At 72.2% G+C, this 17769-nt stretch carries 13 protein-coding genes; 7 read left to right on the forward strand and 6 right to left on the reverse strand.

What is annotated here, in order from left to right; all coding sequences use genetic code 11:
• Positions 1–65: 65 nt before the first annotated feature.
• Both ACIBM5_RS02665 and ACIBM5_RS02670 read right to left on the reverse strand, forming a co-directional pair.
• Positions 66–3317: an ATP-dependent helicase gene (locus tag ACIBM5_RS02665; protein ID WP_396005004.1), complete on the reverse strand. Its 3252-nt coding sequence runs from the start codon at positions 3315–3317 to the stop codon at positions 66–68.
• Between the two features lie 236 nt (positions 3318–3553).
• Positions 3554–3898, reverse strand: coding sequence for an MGMT family protein (locus ACIBM5_RS02670; protein WP_391585203.1), 345 nt, complete (start codon positions 3896–3898; stop codon positions 3554–3556).
• 214 nt (positions 3899–4112) lie between these two features.
• Here ACIBM5_RS02670 and ACIBM5_RS02675 point away from each other — a divergent pair, with 214 nt between their 5' ends.
• The gene (locus tag ACIBM5_RS02675) at positions 4113–6455 is read left to right on the forward strand and encodes a YbhN family protein (RefSeq protein ID WP_396005005.1); all 2343 of its coding nucleotides are present in this window, start codon (positions 4113–4115) and stop codon (positions 6453–6455) included.
• A gap of 166 nt (positions 6456–6621) precedes the next feature.
• On the opposite strand, the gene moeZ is transcribed toward ACIBM5_RS02675, so the two are convergent.
• The 3 genes from moeZ to ACIBM5_RS02690 form a co-directional block, all read right to left on the reverse strand.
• Positions 6622–7803: an adenylyltransferase/sulfurtransferase MoeZ gene (gene moeZ, locus ACIBM5_RS02680; RefSeq protein WP_396005006.1), complete on the reverse strand. Its 1182-nt coding sequence runs from the start codon at positions 7801–7803 to the stop codon at positions 6622–6624.
• Between the two features lie 156 nt (positions 7804–7959).
• Positions 7960–9888 carry a DUF3152 domain-containing protein gene (locus ACIBM5_RS02685; RefSeq protein WP_396005007.1) on the reverse strand — a complete coding sequence of 643 codons (1929 nt, stop codon included), beginning with the start codon at positions 9886–9888 and terminating at the stop codon, positions 7960–7962.
• A gap of 10 nt (positions 9889–9898) precedes the next feature.
• The gene (locus ACIBM5_RS02690; RefSeq protein ID WP_391585525.1) at positions 9899–10756 is read right to left on the reverse strand and encodes an alpha/beta fold hydrolase; all 858 of its coding nucleotides are present in this window, start codon (positions 10754–10756) and stop codon (positions 9899–9901) included.
• A gap of 307 nt (positions 10757–11063) precedes the next feature.
• On the opposite strand from ACIBM5_RS02690, the gene ACIBM5_RS02695 reads away from it, so the two are divergent.
• From ACIBM5_RS02695 to ACIBM5_RS02705, 3 genes are all read left to right on the forward strand, one after another.
• Positions 11064–11309: a hypothetical protein gene (locus tag ACIBM5_RS02695; protein ID WP_396005008.1), complete on the forward strand. Its 246-nt coding sequence runs from the start codon at positions 11064–11066 to the stop codon at positions 11307–11309.
• Positions 11310–11528: 219 nt separating this feature from the next.
• Positions 11529–12167 (forward strand): TetR/AcrR family transcriptional regulator, encoded by a 639-nt coding sequence (locus ACIBM5_RS02700; protein WP_391585208.1) that lies wholly within the window; start codon positions 11529–11531, stop codon positions 12165–12167.
• Positions 12168–12355: 188 nt separating this feature from the next.
• The gene (locus ACIBM5_RS02705; RefSeq protein ID WP_396005009.1) at positions 12356–12586 is read left to right on the forward strand and encodes a DUF3107 domain-containing protein; all 231 of its coding nucleotides are present in this window, start codon (positions 12356–12358) and stop codon (positions 12584–12586) included.
• 125 nt (positions 12587–12711) lie between these two features.
• Here the strand turns inward: ACIBM5_RS02705 and ACIBM5_RS02710 are convergent, their stop codons facing one another.
• Positions 12712–13392: a ferritin-like fold-containing protein gene (locus tag ACIBM5_RS02710; protein ID WP_391585210.1), complete on the reverse strand. Its 681-nt coding sequence runs from the start codon at positions 13390–13392 to the stop codon at positions 12712–12714.
• 437 nt (positions 13393–13829) lie between these two features.
• On the opposite strand from ACIBM5_RS02710, the gene ACIBM5_RS02715 reads away from it, so the two are divergent.
• From ACIBM5_RS02715 to ACIBM5_RS02725, 3 genes are all read left to right on the forward strand, one after another.
• Positions 13830–15419 carry a DEAD/DEAH box helicase gene (locus tag ACIBM5_RS02715; RefSeq protein WP_396005010.1) on the forward strand — a complete coding sequence of 530 codons (1590 nt, stop codon included), beginning with the start codon at positions 13830–13832 and terminating at the stop codon, positions 15417–15419.
• A gap of 107 nt (positions 15420–15526) precedes the next feature.
• Positions 15527–16420 carry an alpha/beta fold hydrolase gene (locus ACIBM5_RS02720; RefSeq protein ID WP_396005011.1) on the forward strand — a complete coding sequence of 298 codons (894 nt, stop codon included), beginning with the start codon at positions 15527–15529 and terminating at the stop codon, positions 16418–16420.
• Positions 16421–16692: 272 nt separating this feature from the next.
• Positions 16693–17760 (forward strand): class I SAM-dependent methyltransferase, encoded by a 1068-nt coding sequence (locus tag ACIBM5_RS02725; RefSeq protein ID WP_396005012.1) that lies wholly within the window; start codon positions 16693–16695, stop codon positions 17758–17760.
• The last annotated feature ends 9 nt before the right edge of the window (positions 17761–17769 follow it).

Genomic DNA, 17769 nt, shown 5'->3' on the forward strand with positions numbered 1-17769 from the left:
GATATGAGGGGTTTCACGAGGAAATGCCGGCGGAAGGGCGCATCGAAACCGGTCATGGACACCGGCTAGTCGACCGTCATCCGTCCCTCCGGACGTGCGCTGCAACACCTGCGGAAGTCGCACCGGTCGCAGTGCGTGCCCGTGCTCGGGGTGAACCGCTCGCCGAGGATCCGACCGGCCACGTCGGCGAGCAGGCCACCCACCCACGTACCGCCGTCCGGTCCGGGCAGCGGCGGGTCCTGGGCCAGTACCAGCGGCTGCTCGGTGTCCCCCTTGTCGGGCGAACGCAACTGGATCAACTCGGCACCGCCGGACGCGGGCCTGCCGCCCTCGAAACCGGGCACCTCGTCGAGCGCACCGGCGGCCACCGCGACCTGGTACACCGCGAGCTGCGGATGCTCCTCGATCTCGCTCCGCGTCGGCGGCCGGCGCCCGGTCTTGAAGTCCACCACGTACGCGAGCCCGTCCTCGCCCCGCTCGACCCGGTCCATCGATCCCCGGATGACCACCCGGTACTCGCCCGCGGTGAGCTCGACCTCGAAGCCGTGCTCGGTCGCCGCGACCACCCGGTGCCGCTCGTGGGTGTGCCAGGACAGGAACCGCTCCAGCGCGGTCCTGGCCTCGTCCTTCTGCTGCTCGGACTGCCACGGCGCATCAAACGCCAACGCGTCCCAGACCCGATCGAGCCGGTCCATCAGCACCGGCAGCTCCGCCGGGGTGGCGCCCGTGCCCACCTCGTCCGCGAGCGCGTGCACCACGTTGCCGAAGCCCAGCGCCGCCGAGCGCGGCGAGTCCGCGTGCACCTCGCTGCCCAGGAACCAGCTCAGCGCGCAGTCGCGCACCTTGGCCACCGAACTGCCGGACAACCGCACCGCGCTGCCCGGATCCCGGATCGGCACCCCGGGGTCGGTCGGCTCCACCAACCCCCACCACCGGTCCGGATGCGCGGCCGGGACCAGCGGATGCCCCTCGTCGTCACGCAGATCCGCGAGCGCGGCCAACCGGCGCGCGGCGGCCCGGCGCAGCACGGCCGGGGCCAGCGGATCCACCGCCGCCGAACGCAGCTCGGCCACCAGCGCGGAGGTGGACAGCGGACGCCTGGGCCGCTCCTTGACCTCCACCGGCGGCACACCCAGCTCCTCCAGGAACCGCGAGGGCTGATCGCCGTCGTCGTAGCTGGAGTCGACGGCGGTCACCACCAGCCGCTCCCTGGCCCGGGTGACCGCGACGTAGAACAATCGCCGCTCCTCGGCCAGCAGCGCCCCCGGCGACAGCGGCTCGGCGAGCCCGTCCGAGCCGATCCGGTCCGCCTCCAGCAGCGAGCCGCGGCGGCGCAGGTCCGGCCACAGCCCCTCCTGCACCCCGTGCACCACCACCAGACGCCACTGCAGGCCCTTGGCCCGGTGCGCGGTCAACAACCGCACCGACTCGCCGCGCAGCGCGCTGTCGTCGAGCCGGTCGCCCGGGATCTGCTGGGCCTTGAGCTCGGCCAGGAAGTTCAGCGCGCCCCGGTGGCCGGCCCGCTCCTCGGCCTTGGCGGCCACCTCGAACAGCGCCACCACCGCGTCCAGGTCGCGGTCCGCATTGCGCCCGGCGGTACCGCCGCGCAGCACCGCCCGCTCCAGCCGGCCCGGCCACGGCGTGCCCTGCCACAACTCCCACAGCGCGTCCTCGGTACTCCCACCGCCCGCCAGCACCTCGCGCGCCTTGCGGATCAGCATGCCCAGCCGCAACGCCCCGCCGCCGACCCGCTGTTCTATCCCGACCAGCTGCCCGGGCTCGGCCAGCGCGTCCCGGATCAACTCGGCCGAGGGCCGGGTGCCGGTCACCGCGGCGCCGGAGGCGGCCCGCTCCTCGGCCCGCAACGCCCGCCCCAGCAGCCGCAGATCGCCCGCGTCCAGGCCGCCCAGCGGGGACTGCAACAACGCGCGCGCGGTCTCCGCGTCCAGCACGCTCGGCTCCGCCGCCACGTGCAGCGCGGTGAGCAGCGGCGACACCGCCTGCTCGGCCGCGATCGGCAACTCGTCGCCGGCGATCTCCAACGGCACCCCGGCGGCCGACAGCGCCCGCCGCAGGCCCGGGATCGAGCGGGCACCGGAGCGCACCAACACGGCCATCTGCCCCCACGGCACCCCGTCCTCCAGGTGCGCGCGGCGCAGGATGTCGGCGGTGTTGTCCAACTCGGCGCCGGGCGTGGGGTACGTGTACACCTCGACCCGGCTCGGGTCCTCGGCCCCCGACACCGACGGGATCAACTCGCGGTGCGCGCGTACCCGGTCGCCGGGCAGCCGGCTCAGCGGCATGCGCTGGGTGACCACCCGCGACGCGGCCAGCAACCCGGCCGGCGCCCGGCGCGAGGTGCGCAGCACGACGATGTCGGCGGGCTCGCCGTCGGCCCGCGGGAAGCGGTGCGGGAAGTCGAGGATGCCGTTCACGTCGGCGCCGCGGAACGCGTAGATGGACTGGTCCGGGTCGCCCACCGCGATCAGGTCCCGGCCGTCCCCGGCCAGCGCCGCGAGCAGCCGCACCTGCGCCGGGTCGGTGTCCTGGTACTCGTCGACGAACACCGCCTTGTAGCGCCCGCGCAACACCTGTGCGGTCTCCGGTTGTTCGGCGAGCAGCACCGCGCGGTGCACCAGCTCGGCGTAGTCGACCACGCCCTGCGCGTCGATCACGTCCAGGTACTCGGCGAGGAAGTCGGCCGCCGCCCGCCAGTCCCGGCGCCCGGTGTCCTGGGCGAATCGGGCCAGCGCGTCCGGATCGAGGCCGAGTTCGCGGCTGCGGGCGATCACCGCGCGCACCTCGTCCGCGAACCCGCGGGTGCCGACCGCCGCGCGCAACTCGGCGGGCCAGCTCTGGCTGCCCTCCTCGACCCCGCCCGCGAGCAGTTCGCGGACGAACACGTCCTGCTCGGGACCGGTGAGCAGGCGCAGCGGATAGCTGAACAGCTCGGCCGGCTGATGCTCGCGCACCAGCGCGTAGCAGAACGAGTGGAACGTGGTCGCGGTCGGCACCGCCGCGGTCCGCGCCCCGGCGGCGCGCAGCCGCGCGGTCAGCCGGTCGCGCAGTTCGCCCGCCGCCTTGCGACCGAAGGTCAGGACCAGGATCTCCTCCGGCCGGATCCCGCGCGCCACCCGGGCGGCGACCGCCTCCACGAGCACGGTGGTCTTGCCCGTGCCGGGACCGGCCAGCACGAGCAGCGGCCCGCCCCGGTGCTCGACGACGGCGCGCTGGTAGTCGTCGGGGATCACGGGCGCGGGCGGGGCCACGGGGGTGCGCCGCAGCCGGTATGCCGGGGTCGGGGTCGGGGTGGTCATCTGGCCGAAAGTGCCTTCGGGTCGCCGTCGAATCCTGGTGTGTGCATGGGGGCCGGGCCGGCGACGAGCGGATCGCAGACCCGGTCGCGGTGGGTCCGGGTGGGTCGGCCGCGCCCCGGTCGGCAGGGCGCGGCCGAAGCCCATCAGATCACACCCGGCCCGATCGCCCCGGAAGCACACGGGAGCGCACTGCCGTATCAGGGCGCGACCACTGTGACCCGAGCCGCGCCCGACTGTCAGGAGATCGGCGGAAGTTCCCCGTCGGCGGGCACCTCGTGGGACTCCGGCACCCAGCGCGCCCGCCCCATGTCCACCCGCTCGCCGCCGGAACGCAGCGGCGTGCCCTCGGCCCGGTAGTGCCCGGGCGCGCGCACCGCGTGGCTCGACGGCAACGAGCCGTCCGCGCGCACCACCCGCCACCACGGCACCCCACCGCCGTACAGGGCCATCACTCGGCCGACCTGTCGGGGGCCGCCTTCCTGGAGGGCCTCGGCGACGTCCCCGTAGGCCATCACCCGCCCGGGCGGGATGCGCTCGACCAGGTCGAGAACCCGCTCGGCGAAGGGGTTAGGGTCACTCATCCGCACATGGTGACAGAGTGCTCGGACACGGGGCCGGCGCGGGGCCGAAGCCCTTTCGGTCGCACTTCGGCGCGGCCGGGCGCAATCCCGGGCGCGGGTCGTGGCACGATCGACGCGGTGGTGACGGGTGATACGAGAGCATGACGGAACGATCGCAGCGGGTGCCCCCGGGAACGGGCGCGCCCTCGTAGTCGAGCCCTCACAACCGCTGCGTGTGCACCGATCGTCCGATTTGATCCGAGTCCTGCTCGGTGTGCTCGCCCTCGGCGTCGTCTTCTTCCTCGCCAGCATCGCCCGACAGACCACCTCCGGCCTGGAGTCGGACATCGTCCGCGGTGCCCAGAACAGCACACCGCACCTGCTGCTCAACCTCTCCGGCGGGGTGTTCGCGGTCGCGGTGCTCGTGGTGCCGGTGGCCTACGGCATCGAACGCCTGGTCAGCCGGGACGGGTTGCGGGTGGCCGACGGAGTGATCGCCGCCGCGGTGACCTACCTGGCCTCGCTCGGCCTGGACTGGTGGATCACCGGCCCCGGCCCCGAGGCGCTGCGCGACGCGCTGACCCGCCCGCTGCCACTGCCGCGGAGCGGCTGGACCGACCCGGTGCACGGCTACCTCGCACCGATCGTCGCCTACGTCACCGCGGTCGGCCTGGTCCGCCGGCCCCGTTGGCAACTCGTGGTGTGGACGCTGCTCCTGCTGAACGCGGCAACCGTGCTGGTCGGCGGCTACACCACGCCCGTCGCGCTGCTCACCAGCGTGCTGTTCGGCCGCACCATCGCCTACGCGACGCTGTACGCGGTCGGACTGCCGAACACCCGGCCGCCGGCCGAGTCGGTGGTCGCCGCGCTGCGCCGGTTCGGCCTGGTCGCGCTGTCCTGCGTACGCACCGACGACGGCCCCGAGGAGACCCGCCGCTACGCGGTCCGGCTGGCCGACGAGCGGCTGCTGGACGTGACCGTGCTCGACCGGGACCAGCAGGCTTCCGGGGCGATCTATCGCTTCTATCGTCGACTCGTGCTGCGCGGGGTCACCCAGCGCCGCACCGTGCTGTCCACGCGCCGCGCGCTGGAGCAGGAGTCGCTGATGGCCTACGCGTGCGCGGATGCGGGAGTGCGTGCGCCACGCCTGGTGGCCACCACCGAGGTCGGCCCGGACGCCGCGCTGCTCGCCTACGCGCACGTGCCCGGCCGTACCCTCGACACCCTCGACGACGACGAACTCACCGACGAGCTCCTGGCCCGGCTGTGGGAGCTGCTCGGCCTGCTCCAGGCGCATCGGCTCACCCATCGGCGGCTGGTGGCCGAGAGCATCCTGGTGGACGGCACCGGCCAGCCGTGGCTGGTGGACCTGCGGGCCGGCGAGATCGCGTCGAGCGATCTGGCGCTGCGGATCGACACCGCGCAACTGCTCACCACCATCGCCCTGCGGGTGGGCGAGGAACGCGCCGTGCACACCGCCGCGGAGGTGCTCGGCGCGGACACCGTCGCGGCCTGCCTGCCGCTGTTGCAAAAGGTCGCGCTCAGCCGCAGCACCCGCTCGGTGCTGCGCAAGGACAAGAACCTGCTCTCCCGGATCCGCGAGCAGATCCTGGAGCTGCGCCCGCAGGCCGAGGTCGAGCCGGTCCGGCTGGAGCGGGTCCGGGCCCGCACCCTGGTCACCGTGGTCGCCAGTGCGTTCGCGGGCTACTTCCTGCTGTCCCAGCTCAGCCACGTCGACCTGGGCGAGATCTTCAACAGCGCGAACTGGGGCTGGGCGGCGATCGGCCTGCTGGCCTCCTCGCTGAGCTACGTGTGTGCGGCGCTGATGTTGCTCGGCTTCGTCCCGGAACGGCTGTCGCTGTTTCGCACGACCATGGTCCAGCTCGCCGGTTCGTTCGTGAAGCTGGTCGCGCCCCCGGCGGTCAGCGGTGTCGCGCTGAACACGCGCTATCTGCAGAAGGCGGGCATCCCGCCCACCCTGGCCGCCGCGAGCGTGGGCGTGTCGCAGTTGGGCGGCCTGGTCTTCCACGTCGGCCTGCTGGCCTTCTTCGGCTACATCGCCGGCACCGCCGAGACGCCGTCCTTCGCGCCGTCCGGCGCGGTGATCGCGGGCCTGTTGGTCCTGGCCCTGTTGATCCTGTTGGTGATGGCCGTACCGCCGCTGCGGCGCTGGATCGTCAAGCAACTGCGGCAGTTGTTCTCGGGCATCGTGCCGCGACTGCTGGACGTGCTCCAGACGCCGACCAAGCTCGCGGCCGGGCTGGGCGGCACGGTGTTGCTCACGCTGTCCTTCATCCTGTGCCTGGACGCCAGTGTGCGGGCCTTCGGCGGCTCGGCCAACTTCGCCGCCATCGCGGTGGTCTTCCTGGCCGGCAACGCGATCGGCTCGGCCGCGCCCACCCCGGGCGGCATCGGCGCGGTCGAGGCGGCCCTGATCGCGGGCCTGACCAGCACCGCGCGCCTGCCCTTCGAGACGGCGACGGCGGCCGTCCTGCTCTACCGCTTCCTGACCTTCTGGCTCCCGGTCCTGCCGGGCTGGCTCGCCTTCGCCCACCTGCAACGCAAACAGGCGATCTGAGCACCGTCCCGCCCGCACAGGCCGGCGCCGTTTCCGCAGCCGAAGCAGGCGAAGAAGCAGCCGAAGCAGCCGAAAAACGCCGGGCGGGCCGAAAATCGGCCCGCCCGGCGTTCGAGGACACCTCGGCCGAAGGCCGGGTCGATGCCCGGCCGTCCGGCCCCGAGGACTAGTAGACCGGCTTCTCCGGCTCGATCTGGTTGACCCATCCGATCACGCCGCCGCCGACGTGGACCGCGTCGGCGAACCCCGCGCTCTTGAGCACCGCCAGCACCTCGGCCGAGCGCACGCCCGTCTTGCAGTTGAGCACGATGCGCCGGTCCTGCGGCAGGTCCTCCAGGGCACGGCCCATCAGGAACTCGTTCTTGGGGATCAGCCGCGAACCCGGGATCTTGACGATCTCGTACTCGCCCGGCTCGCGAACGTCGATCAGGTCGATGTTCTCGCCGGCGTCCTGCCACTCCTTGAGCTGCCGCGGGGTGATGGTCGAACCGAGCGCGGCCTCCTGGGCCTCCTCGGAGACCACACCGCAGAACGCCTCGTAGTCGATCAGCTCGGTGACCGTGGGGTTCTTCCCGCAGACCGCGCACTCGGGGTCCTTGCGGACCTTGACCGTGCGGTAGGTCATCTCCAGCGCGTCGTAGATCATCAGCCGACCGACCAGCGGCTCGCCGATGCCCATCAGCAGCTTGATCGCCTCGTTGACCTGGATCGACCCGATCGACGCGCACAGCACGCCGAGCACGCCGCCCTCGGCGCACGAGGGCACCATCCCGGGCGGCGGGGGCTCCGGGTACAGGCAGCGGTAGCACGGGCCGTGCTCGGACCAGAACACGCTGGCCTGGCCGTCGAAGCGGTAGATCGAGCCCCACACGTACGGCTTGTTCAGCAGCACGCAGGCGTCGTTGACCAGATACCGGGTGGCGAAGTTGTCCGTGCCGTCGACGATCAGGTCGTACTGCCCGAAGATCTCCATCACGTTGTCGGCCTCGAGCCGCTCTTCGTGCAGGACGACCTCGGTGTACGGGTTGATCTCCTTGACCGAGTCACGCGCGGACTCCGCCTTGGAGCGCCCGATGTCGCTCTGTCCGTGGATGATCTGGCGCTGCAGGTTCGACTCGTCCACGGTGTCGAACTCGACGATGCCGAGCGTGCCGACGCCTGCCGCGGCGAGGTACATCAGCGCCGGGGACCCCAGGCCACCGGCGCCCACACAGAGCACCTTGGCGTTCTTCAGCCGCTTCTGCCCGTCCATCCCGACGTCGGGGATGATCAGGTGGCGCGAATAACGACGGACCTCGTCGACGGTCAGCTCGGGGGCCGGCTCGACCAGGGGTGGTAGCTGCGACACGGAAACTCCGATGGTCGGACTGTCTATCTCGGCTCTTTTCCTATCGCAACAGTGCCACGCTCGTCCCGATTCCCGGGCATCGGGTCCGGTCCGTGAGATTCACCCACGACGGGGCCGCCGGGCGCCTTCCGGAGCGCCCGGCGGGTGCGGATCGGGCTACTTGGTGAACTTGCCCGACGGGTACGGCCACGGGTTGGCCTCGCAGGTCTCGCCCTTCATCGCGCCCTCGCTCGCGACCCGGGTCTTGGTCTGCTGCATCATCACCGGGGCCAGGCCGTCCCCGATGCCGCCCGCGCCGCAGGACTTCTCGTGGTTGTGGCCGAGCCGGTGACCGACCTCGTGGTTGATCAACATCTGTCGGTAGCCGACGATGTCGTCGCCGTAGGCGGTCGAGCCCTGGGCCCAGCGCCACGCGTTGATCATCACGTACGGGGTGCCGTACGCGTCGCACGAGACGTTGTCCGCGCTGGTGTCGCCCACGATGGGGCTGCACGCCTTGTGGACCGACTGCGGGCTCGCCAGCCGCACCACGAAGTCCGCCTTCGACGCGTCGGTGCGCTCGAAGGTCAGCCCCCCGCTCGACCAACTGCGCTTGTCGTTCAGCGTCTTCTGCACGGTCGTCGCGAACAACTCGCCGTCCAGTTGCAGACCCTGCTCGATCTGGACCGCGTAGGTGTACTTGCGGCCGGGACCGGGCGCGGCCTCCTTGCCGGGCACGGTCTCGAAACTGCCGCTCAGGCCGAGCTTGGGGTCGAGCGGGAAGCGCACGGTCAGCTGGTCGGTGGTGACCGGCGACGCGGGTGTGGGCAGCGGCAGCGAGGAGGCGCCGCCCTGGGTGACCGGGTCCCGTTCCGAGCCCCGCGACGCGGCCTGGTCGGTGGGTCTGGTGGCCCCGCCCGGTGCGGCCTGGTCGTCGCCGGACGCCTGGCTGGAGGAGCCCTCGTCGGGCATCTGGAGCACGACCGCGCCGGCGAGTACCGCACCGGTGACGACCGCGCCGCTCGCCGCGACCAGGGTGCGCCGCCCCTTGCGCGGCGCGGGCCGGTTGGCCTTGCGGGTCTGCGCGCGGCCCCTGGGCGGGACGCCCCCGGTGTCCGGCTCGAAGCCGTGCTCCGACTCCTCGGCCGAGTGCCTGGGCCCCGGGATGTCGTCGGTCGGCTCGGTGGCGAACGAGAGCTGTTCCAGGTCGAGTTCGGGGGCGGACGCGGCCCACGGCTCGGACTCCATCGGATACTGCCCCGCCCCGGGCCCGATCGCCGGTTCCGGCTCGGCGGGCAGCTCGTACAGCGCGTCCGCGAGCGGATCCTCGACTGGCATCACCGCCGGGTAGCCGCCCGAGGCGTCGTAGCCGTAGCCGACGAAGCTCTGCGGCTCGAACGTGGTGGTGTCGTACGACGGCGCGGCGGGCGCCTCGGCGATCGCGTGCGTCCCGTCGGGACGGCCGTTCGCGGCGTACGGGTCGTGCCCGGGGTTCACCGCCGGGTAGCCGCCGGAGTAGGCGTCAGCGCCGAAGGCATCGGCCCCGAAGGCGTCCGTGCCGAAGGTGTCCGTCCCGAAGCCGTCCGTGCCGAACGTGCCGGTGACGAACGAGCCGGTGTGCAGGGCGCCGTCGCCGAAGGCGTCGACGCCGAACGTGTCGGTGCCCGGGCCGTCGATGCGGAACACGTCCGGGGTGTAGCCGACCGAGCCGGTCTGCGTGCCGTACGGCGCCGGCGGGTCGTCCCAGTGCGTGGGCTCGCCGGGCATCGTGCCGGTCGCCGCCCAGGTGCCGGAGCCGGTCTCGGGCGCGGGGTGCTCCCAGCCGTGCTGCTGCCCGCCGTCGTACCCGTAGCCGGCGGTGTGCTGCTGCGCGGCCGGGTAACCGCCGTAGCCGGGCTCCACGGGGTAGCCGTGGTAGCCGGTGTCCTGCTCGGAACTGCCGCCGCCGTACGAGGTGCCGGTCCACTCGCCGCCCTGGCCGTCCTGGTGGACCTGCCCGTACGCGACCTGTTGCGGCACCGCCGCGTAACCGCCGGAGAGCGCGTCGTCCGGCAGGCCCTCACCGTCGTACCGCACGCTCGTCTGCGTTCCCGAGTGACGTCCCATGAGTCTGCGTTCACCCCACCACGTTCGACGGCGAGAGGGCCCCGTCGAGAAGTTCGCGGAAACCCCGGGCCACCACGCGGGGGTGTTCGAGCATGGCCACGTGCCCGGAGTCGGGCACCACCAGCAGTCGGGCGTCCGGGAAGGTCTCGGTCGCACGCTTGGCCATGCGCGCGTCGACCAGTCTGTCCCGGCGTCCGTAGACGAGCAGCGTCGACGCCCGCACGTCGGCCGCCTGCCGCCACAACGCCCGCTCGCCGCGCTCCAGGTAGGCCCCGATGACCGACCGGGTCGACTGCGAGAACGCGTCCATCATGTACGGGAGTTCGAGCCGGCGCCGGTACTCGGCCGCGGCATCCGCGAAGGCCTTCTCGCCGACCGCGTCCGGGTTCCCGTACATCATCGCGATCGACATCCGAGTGCGATCCTCGGGCGTCATGTTGCGGCTGAGCCGCAGCAGCGCGCGGCCCACACCGGGCACCCCCAGAGCCGCCGTCGGCAACACCGACGGGCGCACCCGCAGGTCCGGCAGCGCGGGCGAGATCAGCGTCAGTGTGCGGACCAGGTCCGGCCGGCGGGAGGCGAGCCGAGTGGCCACCGCGCCGCCCATCGAATTGCCGAACAGGTGCACCGGGCCCTTGCGCAGCGACAGGATCGCGCCCTCGACCGCTCGACAGTGCGCGGAGATCGAGTAGTCCCCGTTCCGCGGCGGCGGCGAATGCCCGAAGCCGGGCAGGTCGATCATCTCCACGGAAAGGTCCGACCGCAGTTCGGCGGCCAGTTCCGTCCAGTTCAGCGAGGATCCGCCGAGGCCGTGGATCATCATCGCGGGCGGCAGATCGGAATCGTGGAGCGCGTCGCGGCGCACCACGACCTCACTGCCGGTGGCGACTTCGACCGTACGCGCAGGCCATGGCGTTGCGTCGGCGTCGCTTGCGGGGCTGATGGTCGTCACGGTGGGCAATATTACGAGATGATCACTGGGACGGAAGGGCGGATGCCTCGACCGACTTCGTCACGCGGGGTGGTCTCGGCTCTTATGCCCTGGTTCATGACGTCACTGTAAACGCTTCCCACATCACGTTTCGACATCGATCACGAAAGTGCGGCAACGGGACCGAGGCGGATCATGGGCGGGAACGCCGCATGGCGGCGCACCGCACGGGCAGGGAGGCCGTATGGACGGAATCGACGAGACCCCCGAGTTCGAAGACGTCACCGTCGGTGACGCCGCGGTTTCCGACGACACGACCCGAGACCCCGAGATTCCGGTGCCCGACGTGGTGGAACAACACACCCCGGTGGAGGCGGACGACGGTGAGGACGACCCGGTGTGGGAGTCGGTGCCCGAAGGCGTGGATCCCGCGGACGCGACCGAGCAGCGCCGCGGGGTCGGCCACACGCAGGACGACGACTATCGCTGAGCCCCGCTTCGGCAGCGGCGCCGCGGGGCTTGCGACGGCCTTCCGCGCACCTCACGCGCCCCCTTGCGAGGATTACCGGAAGCGCGGGATCCTGTTTCGTTGCGCCACGAAACTTACGCCCTGGGTTACCCGAAAGTAGGATGACGTGGTGGAGAAACCCGCCGGATCACCCGATCATCCGGCGTCCGCGACACGTTGAGCGACACCTTGAGGAGCCCCGTGACAGCCATCCAGGATGCGGATCCCCGTCCTCGCGGTACCCGGCTGCCCCGGCTCGCGCGCAGGACGCAACTCCTCGGCGCCGCCCAGGAAGTCTTCGTCAAGCAGGGCTACCACGCGGCCGCGATGGACGACATCGCCGAATGCGCCGGCGTCAGCAAGCCCGTGCTGTACCAGCACTTCCCCGGCAAGCTGGAGCTGTATCTGGCGCTGCTCGACCAGCACTGCGAGTCCCTGTTCGCGGCGGTGCAGCGGGCGCTGGAGTCGACGCACGACAACAAGTTCCGGGTGGCCGCCACGGTCGACGCCTACTTCGCCTTCGTGGACGACGACGGCGGTGCCTTCCGACTGGTCTTCGAGTCCGACCTGACCAACGAGAGCGCCGTACGCGAACGCGTGGAGCGGGTCAGCGAGATGTGCGCCGAGGCGGTCAGCAAGATCATCGCCGAGGACACCGGGCTGGGCCAGGAGGAATCGATGCTGCTGGCGATCGGCCTGACCGGCATGGCGCAGGTCACCGCGCGCTACTGGATCGCACGCGGCGCGACCATCCCGCGCGACGCCGCCTCGCTGCTGGTCTCGTCGCTGTCCTGGCGCGGCATCTCCCGTTTCCCGCGCAAGGACGACCCGCCGCACTGACCCGCTCGAAGCCGCGGACGGCCTGCGCGTACGGGCGCGGGGGCGATCTTGTTCCCGTCCGGCGTTCGCGTTGGGCGTACCCGTCATGGCGTTCGGTGACCCCGGCTCTCGACTAGCCTGCTGGGGTAGGTACGGCCCGCGGTCGTCGCGGCGCCGATCTCCAGAATTTCAAGGCCGGAGGGACAGCCGTGGAGATCAAGATCGGCGTACAGCACGCCGCTCGGGAGCTGGTGCTGGAGAGCACGGACAACCCGGAGGACGTCGAGCGGGCCATCGCCGACGCGCTGTCGGGCTCGTCCAAGCTGCTGTCCCTGACGGACGAGAAGGGCCGCCGGGTGCTCGTGCCCGCCGACCGGCTCGCCTACGTCGAGATCGGCGAGTCGTCGGCGCGCAAGGTCGGCTTCGGCGCCAGCGCCTGAGCAGCCGACACCCGAACTACGGTGCCGGCATCGGCGCCATACACACACCCGAGGGCGGGTGGATCCGGATCCGGATCCACCCGCCCTCGGGTTTTCGCTTCCCGGTCCTGCCGTGGCCCCTGCGGTCAGGAGGCGAGTCCGAGGGCGGCCATCCGCTGCTGGTGCGCCTCGGTGATCCGGTTGAACATGCGCCCGATCTCGGCCAGGTCGAAACCGGGGCCGGCGCCGCCGCCGATGAGCATCGTGGACAACACGTCCCGCTCCGCGGCGACCCGCTGGGCCTGGCTGAGCGCCTCGCCCATCAGCCGCCTGCCCCACAGCGCGAGCCGGCCCGCCACCTTGGGGTCGCGCTCGATCGCCGAGCGCACCGCGTCGACCACGAAGGCCGCGTGCCCGGTGTCGCGCTGCACCTCGACGATCAGATCCCGGCTGACCTCGTCCAGATGCGCGGCCACCTCGCGGTAGAAGTCGGCCGCGATCCCGTCGCCCACGTACGCCTTGACCAGGCCCTCCAGCCAGTCGGCGGGCGCGGTGTGCACGTGGAACTCGTCCAGCGGCGCGATGAACGGATCCATCGCCGCGGCCGGATCCGCGCCCAGCGCGGCGATGCGGTCGCGCAGGAGCGTGTAGTGATGGAACTCGGCCACCGCCATCGCGGCCAACGCGGCCTTGTCGTCCACCGTCGGCGCCATCTTGGCATCCTCGGCGAGCCGCTCGAAGGCGGTGATCTCGCCGTACGCGAGTACACCGAGCAGTTCGATCACGGCGGCCCGCATCTCCCCGGTCGGCTGCGCACCCTCGCCCATGTCCACCCCTTCGTTCGTCCCGCCGCCCGCACCGTGCACGAATGCCACAGTGTTCACAAGTACGCAGCGTAGTGAGCGCACCGCGGCACGGGGGCGCCACGTCCGGGCGGAGTCGCCCATCTCCGGACAAGCAGTAATGAGCATCACCCCACCGGCCGCACGTCGCCGGGTACAGTGGTAGTGAACGCGGATGCCCGGTCGGAGGACGACTGGCTCCGACCGACCCGCTCGGGTGGCCGCCCGAAGGCGAGAGGTCCCGTGGAGCGCCCCGCAATTTCGGTGGGCGCCACGGTCTCGACCCGCTTTCGGTACGGACGGCCCCCAACCACACAGAAGAGGCTGGACCCCTGACAACTTTTCGCGAACTCGGAGTACTTTCGGAGACAGCCGAGGCACTCGAGGCACTCGGCATCATCGAGGCCTTTCCCGTCCAGGAGATGACCCTTCCGGTCGCTCTGTCCGGCAACGACGTGATCGGCCAGGCCAAGACCGGAACGGGCAAGACCCTCGGCTTCGGCATCCCCCTGCTGCAGCGGATCACCGTCGCAGCCGACATCGAGGCCGGCCGCGCTCCCGCGGGCACGGTCGCCGGCCGCATGCCGCAGGCACTGGTCGTCGTCCCCACCCGTGAGCTGTGCGTGCAGGTCACCAACGACCTCCAGGCCGCGGGCAAGCTGCGCAACGTGCGGGTGCTGGCCGTGTACGGCGGCCGGGCCTACGAACCGCAGATCGACACCCTCAAGAAGGGCGTCGACGTCGTCGTCGGCACCCCGGGCCGGCTCCTCGACCTGGTCGGCCAGGGTCACGTGAACCTGTCCGAAGTCAAGATGCTCGTCCTGGACGAGGCCGACGAGATGCTCGACCTGGGCTTCCTGCCCGACGTCGAGAAGATCGTCGAGCGCCTCCCGGCGCGTCGCCAGACGATGCTCTTCTCGGCCACCATGCCGGGTCAGATCATCACCCTGGCGCGCCGCTACATGAGCCGCCCCACGCACATCCGCGCCTCGGAGCCGGACGACCTGGGCGCCACCGTCAAGTCGGTCCAGCAGCGCGTCTACCGCGCGCACGGCCTGGACAAGCCCGAGCTGATGGCCCGGGTGCTCCAGGCCAACGGGCGCGGCCTGGTGATGGTGTTCTGCCGGACCAAGCGCACCGCGGCCGACCTGGCCCAGGGCCTGGCCGAGCGCGGCTTCGCCTCCGCCGCCGTGCACGGCGACCTCGGCCAGGGCGCGCGCGAGCAGGCGCTGCGGGCGTTCCGCAACGGCAAGGTGGACGTGCTCGTGGCCACCGACGTCGCGGCCCGCGGAATCGACGTCGAGGGTGTCACCCACGTGGTGAACTACCAGTGCCCCGACGACGAGAAGACCTACCTGCACCGGATCGGCCGGACCGGCCGCGCCGGCGCCTCGGGCACCGCGGTGACGCTGGTGGACTGGGAGGACATCCCGCGCTGGAGCCTGATCAACAAGGCCCTGGACCTGGGCTTCGCGGACCCGGTCGAGACCTACTCGACCTCGCCGCACCTGTTCACCGACCTGGACATCCCCACCACCGTGGGCAGCGTGCTGCCGCGCGCCGACCGCACCCGTGCGGGCCTGGGCGCGGAGGACGTCGAGGACCTGGGCGAGACCGGCAAGAACAGCCGGGGCAACTCGGGTCGCAAGGGCGCGACCGGCCGCAGCCGCAGCGGTCCCGCCGCGTCCGGCCCGGCCGCGTCCGGACCGGCGCCGGAGTCGGCCGACGCCGAGGCGAGCGACCCCAGCCGCCGTCGGGCACCGGGTTCGCGGCGCCGCCGTCGGGTGAACGGTGAGACCGGCGAGGCCGTCGTGATCGCCCCGGCCGGCGCGACCGCCGCGGCGTTCGTCGAACCGCCGACCGTGCCCGCCCAGGCGGCTCCCGCGGACGGCCCGGCCGTGGCCGGGGATGCGGACGCGGACGGCGAGCGCGCACCGCGCCGTCGCCGCCGGCGTACCCGTCGCCGTCCCGAGGGTGCCGAGGCCGGCGCCGTCGCGACCGACGAGGGCTGACGGTCGCACCATCGGCCCGACGGCCCCCGGTGTGGAGTGTGGACGATCACGTCCGGGCTTCGCGCCGGGGGCCGTTGTCGTACCTGCGGGTAAGTAGGCTCGAAGGCGTGAGTACGCCACGCTTTCTGACCTTGCCCGGGACCGTCCGCTCCCGTCGCCTGGCGACCGGGCGCGGACGATTCGCCGTCCTGGAGGGCACCCCGCCGAGCGCCGCACCGCGCCTGGGCACCGCCGTGCTGGTACCGGGGTTCACCGGCAGCAAGGAGGACTTCATCGCGCTCGGCGACCCGCTGGCGCAACGCGGTTTCCACACCGTGTCGGTGGACCAGCGCGGCCAGTACGAGACCGCGGGCCCGGCGGATCCGGCGGCGTACACCCGCGAAGCGCTCGTGGCGGACGTGCTCGCGATCGCCGACGCGGTGGCCCCGGGCGAGCCGATCCACCTGCTGGGGCACTCCTTCGGCGGCCTGGTGTGCCGCTCGGTGGCGCTGCATGCGCCGGACCGGCTGGCCTCGCTGACCCTGATGAGCACCGGCCCGGCGGGGATCTGTCCGGAGGAGGTCGCCCGGCTGCTGATGCTCGAAGAGGTGCTCCCGGTGCTCACCCCCCAGGAGGTGTGGGAGGCGATGCAGGCCGTGGAACTGGAGGCGGGTCAGCTGCCGCCCGCCGACCCGGCGATCGCCGCGTTCGTGCACGCCCGCTGGCTGGGCACCACGCCCGAGGGGCTGCTCGGCATGGCCGAACAACTGCGCACCGAACCCGACCGGGTGGGCGAACTCGCCGCACTGGTGGCGGCCGGCCTGCCCGCGCTCGTGGTCTCCGGTGTCGAGGACTACGCGTGGCCGCTGCCCTGGCAGGCCGCGATGGCCGACCGGCTGGGCGTACCGCACGTGGTGATCCCGGACACCCACCACTCCCCGAACGTGGAGTCGCCGGATGCCACGGCCGCGGCGTTGGCCGACTTCTGGGCGAGCGTGGCGGCGTACGCGGATCGAGCCTGAGCGGCGCCGGGACATCCGCCCCCGCCAGGCCGCGGGCCGGGGCCCGGCTCGGCGTGGATCGGTCGGCCCGGGCGCTCACACCGGGCTCGCCGCCCCGGCCCGGTGTCGGCTCCCGGAGCGGGCGGATCGGGCGTAGCGTGGCTGGGAGACACGTCTTTCACCGCGGGCGTCGCCCGTGTTTCCGGTGTGTCGGAACGTCCGGGGCGGCACCCCCGGCGCGAGGCCCGCGCACCCACGGCGGCTCCCGTCGAGCCGACCGACCGGGAGTTGCCATGACGCTCATCGAAGTCGATTCCGCGCGGCAGGAAGCCTTCGCGGGACGCATGATCAACATCATCGACGACGGCTGTCTGGCCTTCATGATCAGCGTCGGCCACCAGACCGGGCTGTTCGACACGATGGCCGGGCTGCCGCCGTCGACGAGCGAGGAGATCGCCCGCGCCTCGGGGTTGACCGAGCGCTACGTGCGCGAGTGGCTGGGCGGCATGGTGACCGGCGGAATCGTCGAATACTCCCCCGACTCCGCCACCTACCTGCTGCCGCGCGAACACGCGGCCTCGCTGACCCGCGCGGCCGGACCGGAGAACCTGGCCGGCATCACCCAGTACCTGGCGCTGATGGGCGAGGTCGAGCAGCCCGTCGTGAACGCGTTCCGGCAGGGCGGCGGCGTGCCCTACTCGGCCTATCCGCGCTTCCAGGAGCTCCAGGCCGAGGAGTCCGGCCGGGTCTGGGACGCGGCGCTGGTGGACGGCGTATTGCCGTTGGCACCCGGGCTGACCGAGCGGCTGACCGCCGGGATCGACGTGCTGGACGTCGGCACGGGCCAGGGGCACGCGATGAACGTGCTGGCCAGGGCATTCCCGCGCAGCCGGGTCCGCGGCGTGGACATCTCCACCCAGGGAATCGCCGCCGCACGCCGCGAGGCCGAGGAACTGGGCCTGGAGAACGCGGAGTTCGCCGTGGTCGACGCGGCCGAACCGCTCGGCTCGTACGACCTGATCACCGCGTTCGACGTGATCCACGACCTGGCCCGGCCGGGTCGCACGCTGGCCGCCGTCTCCGCCGCGCTGCGCCCGGGCGGGGTGTTCCTGATGGGCGAGATCGCCGCCTCCAGCAAGCTGGAGGAAAACCTGGACCACCCGCTGGGGCCCGCGCTGTACACGTTCTCGGTGTTCTACTGCATGACCGTCTCGCTGGGCGAGGGCGGCGAGGGCCTGGGCACCGTCTGGGGCGAACAGGCCGCCCGCGCCGCGCTCGCGGAGGCCGGCTTCACCGACGTCCGGACGCATTCGCTGGAGGGCGACTTCCTGAACCTGTACTACGTGGCCCGCAAGGACTGACCGACCCGC

The sequence above is a fragment of the Embleya sp. NPDC050493 genome, from assembly GCF_044458105.1.
Classification (GTDB): Bacteria; Actinomycetota; Actinomycetes; order Streptomycetales; family Streptomycetaceae; genus Embleya.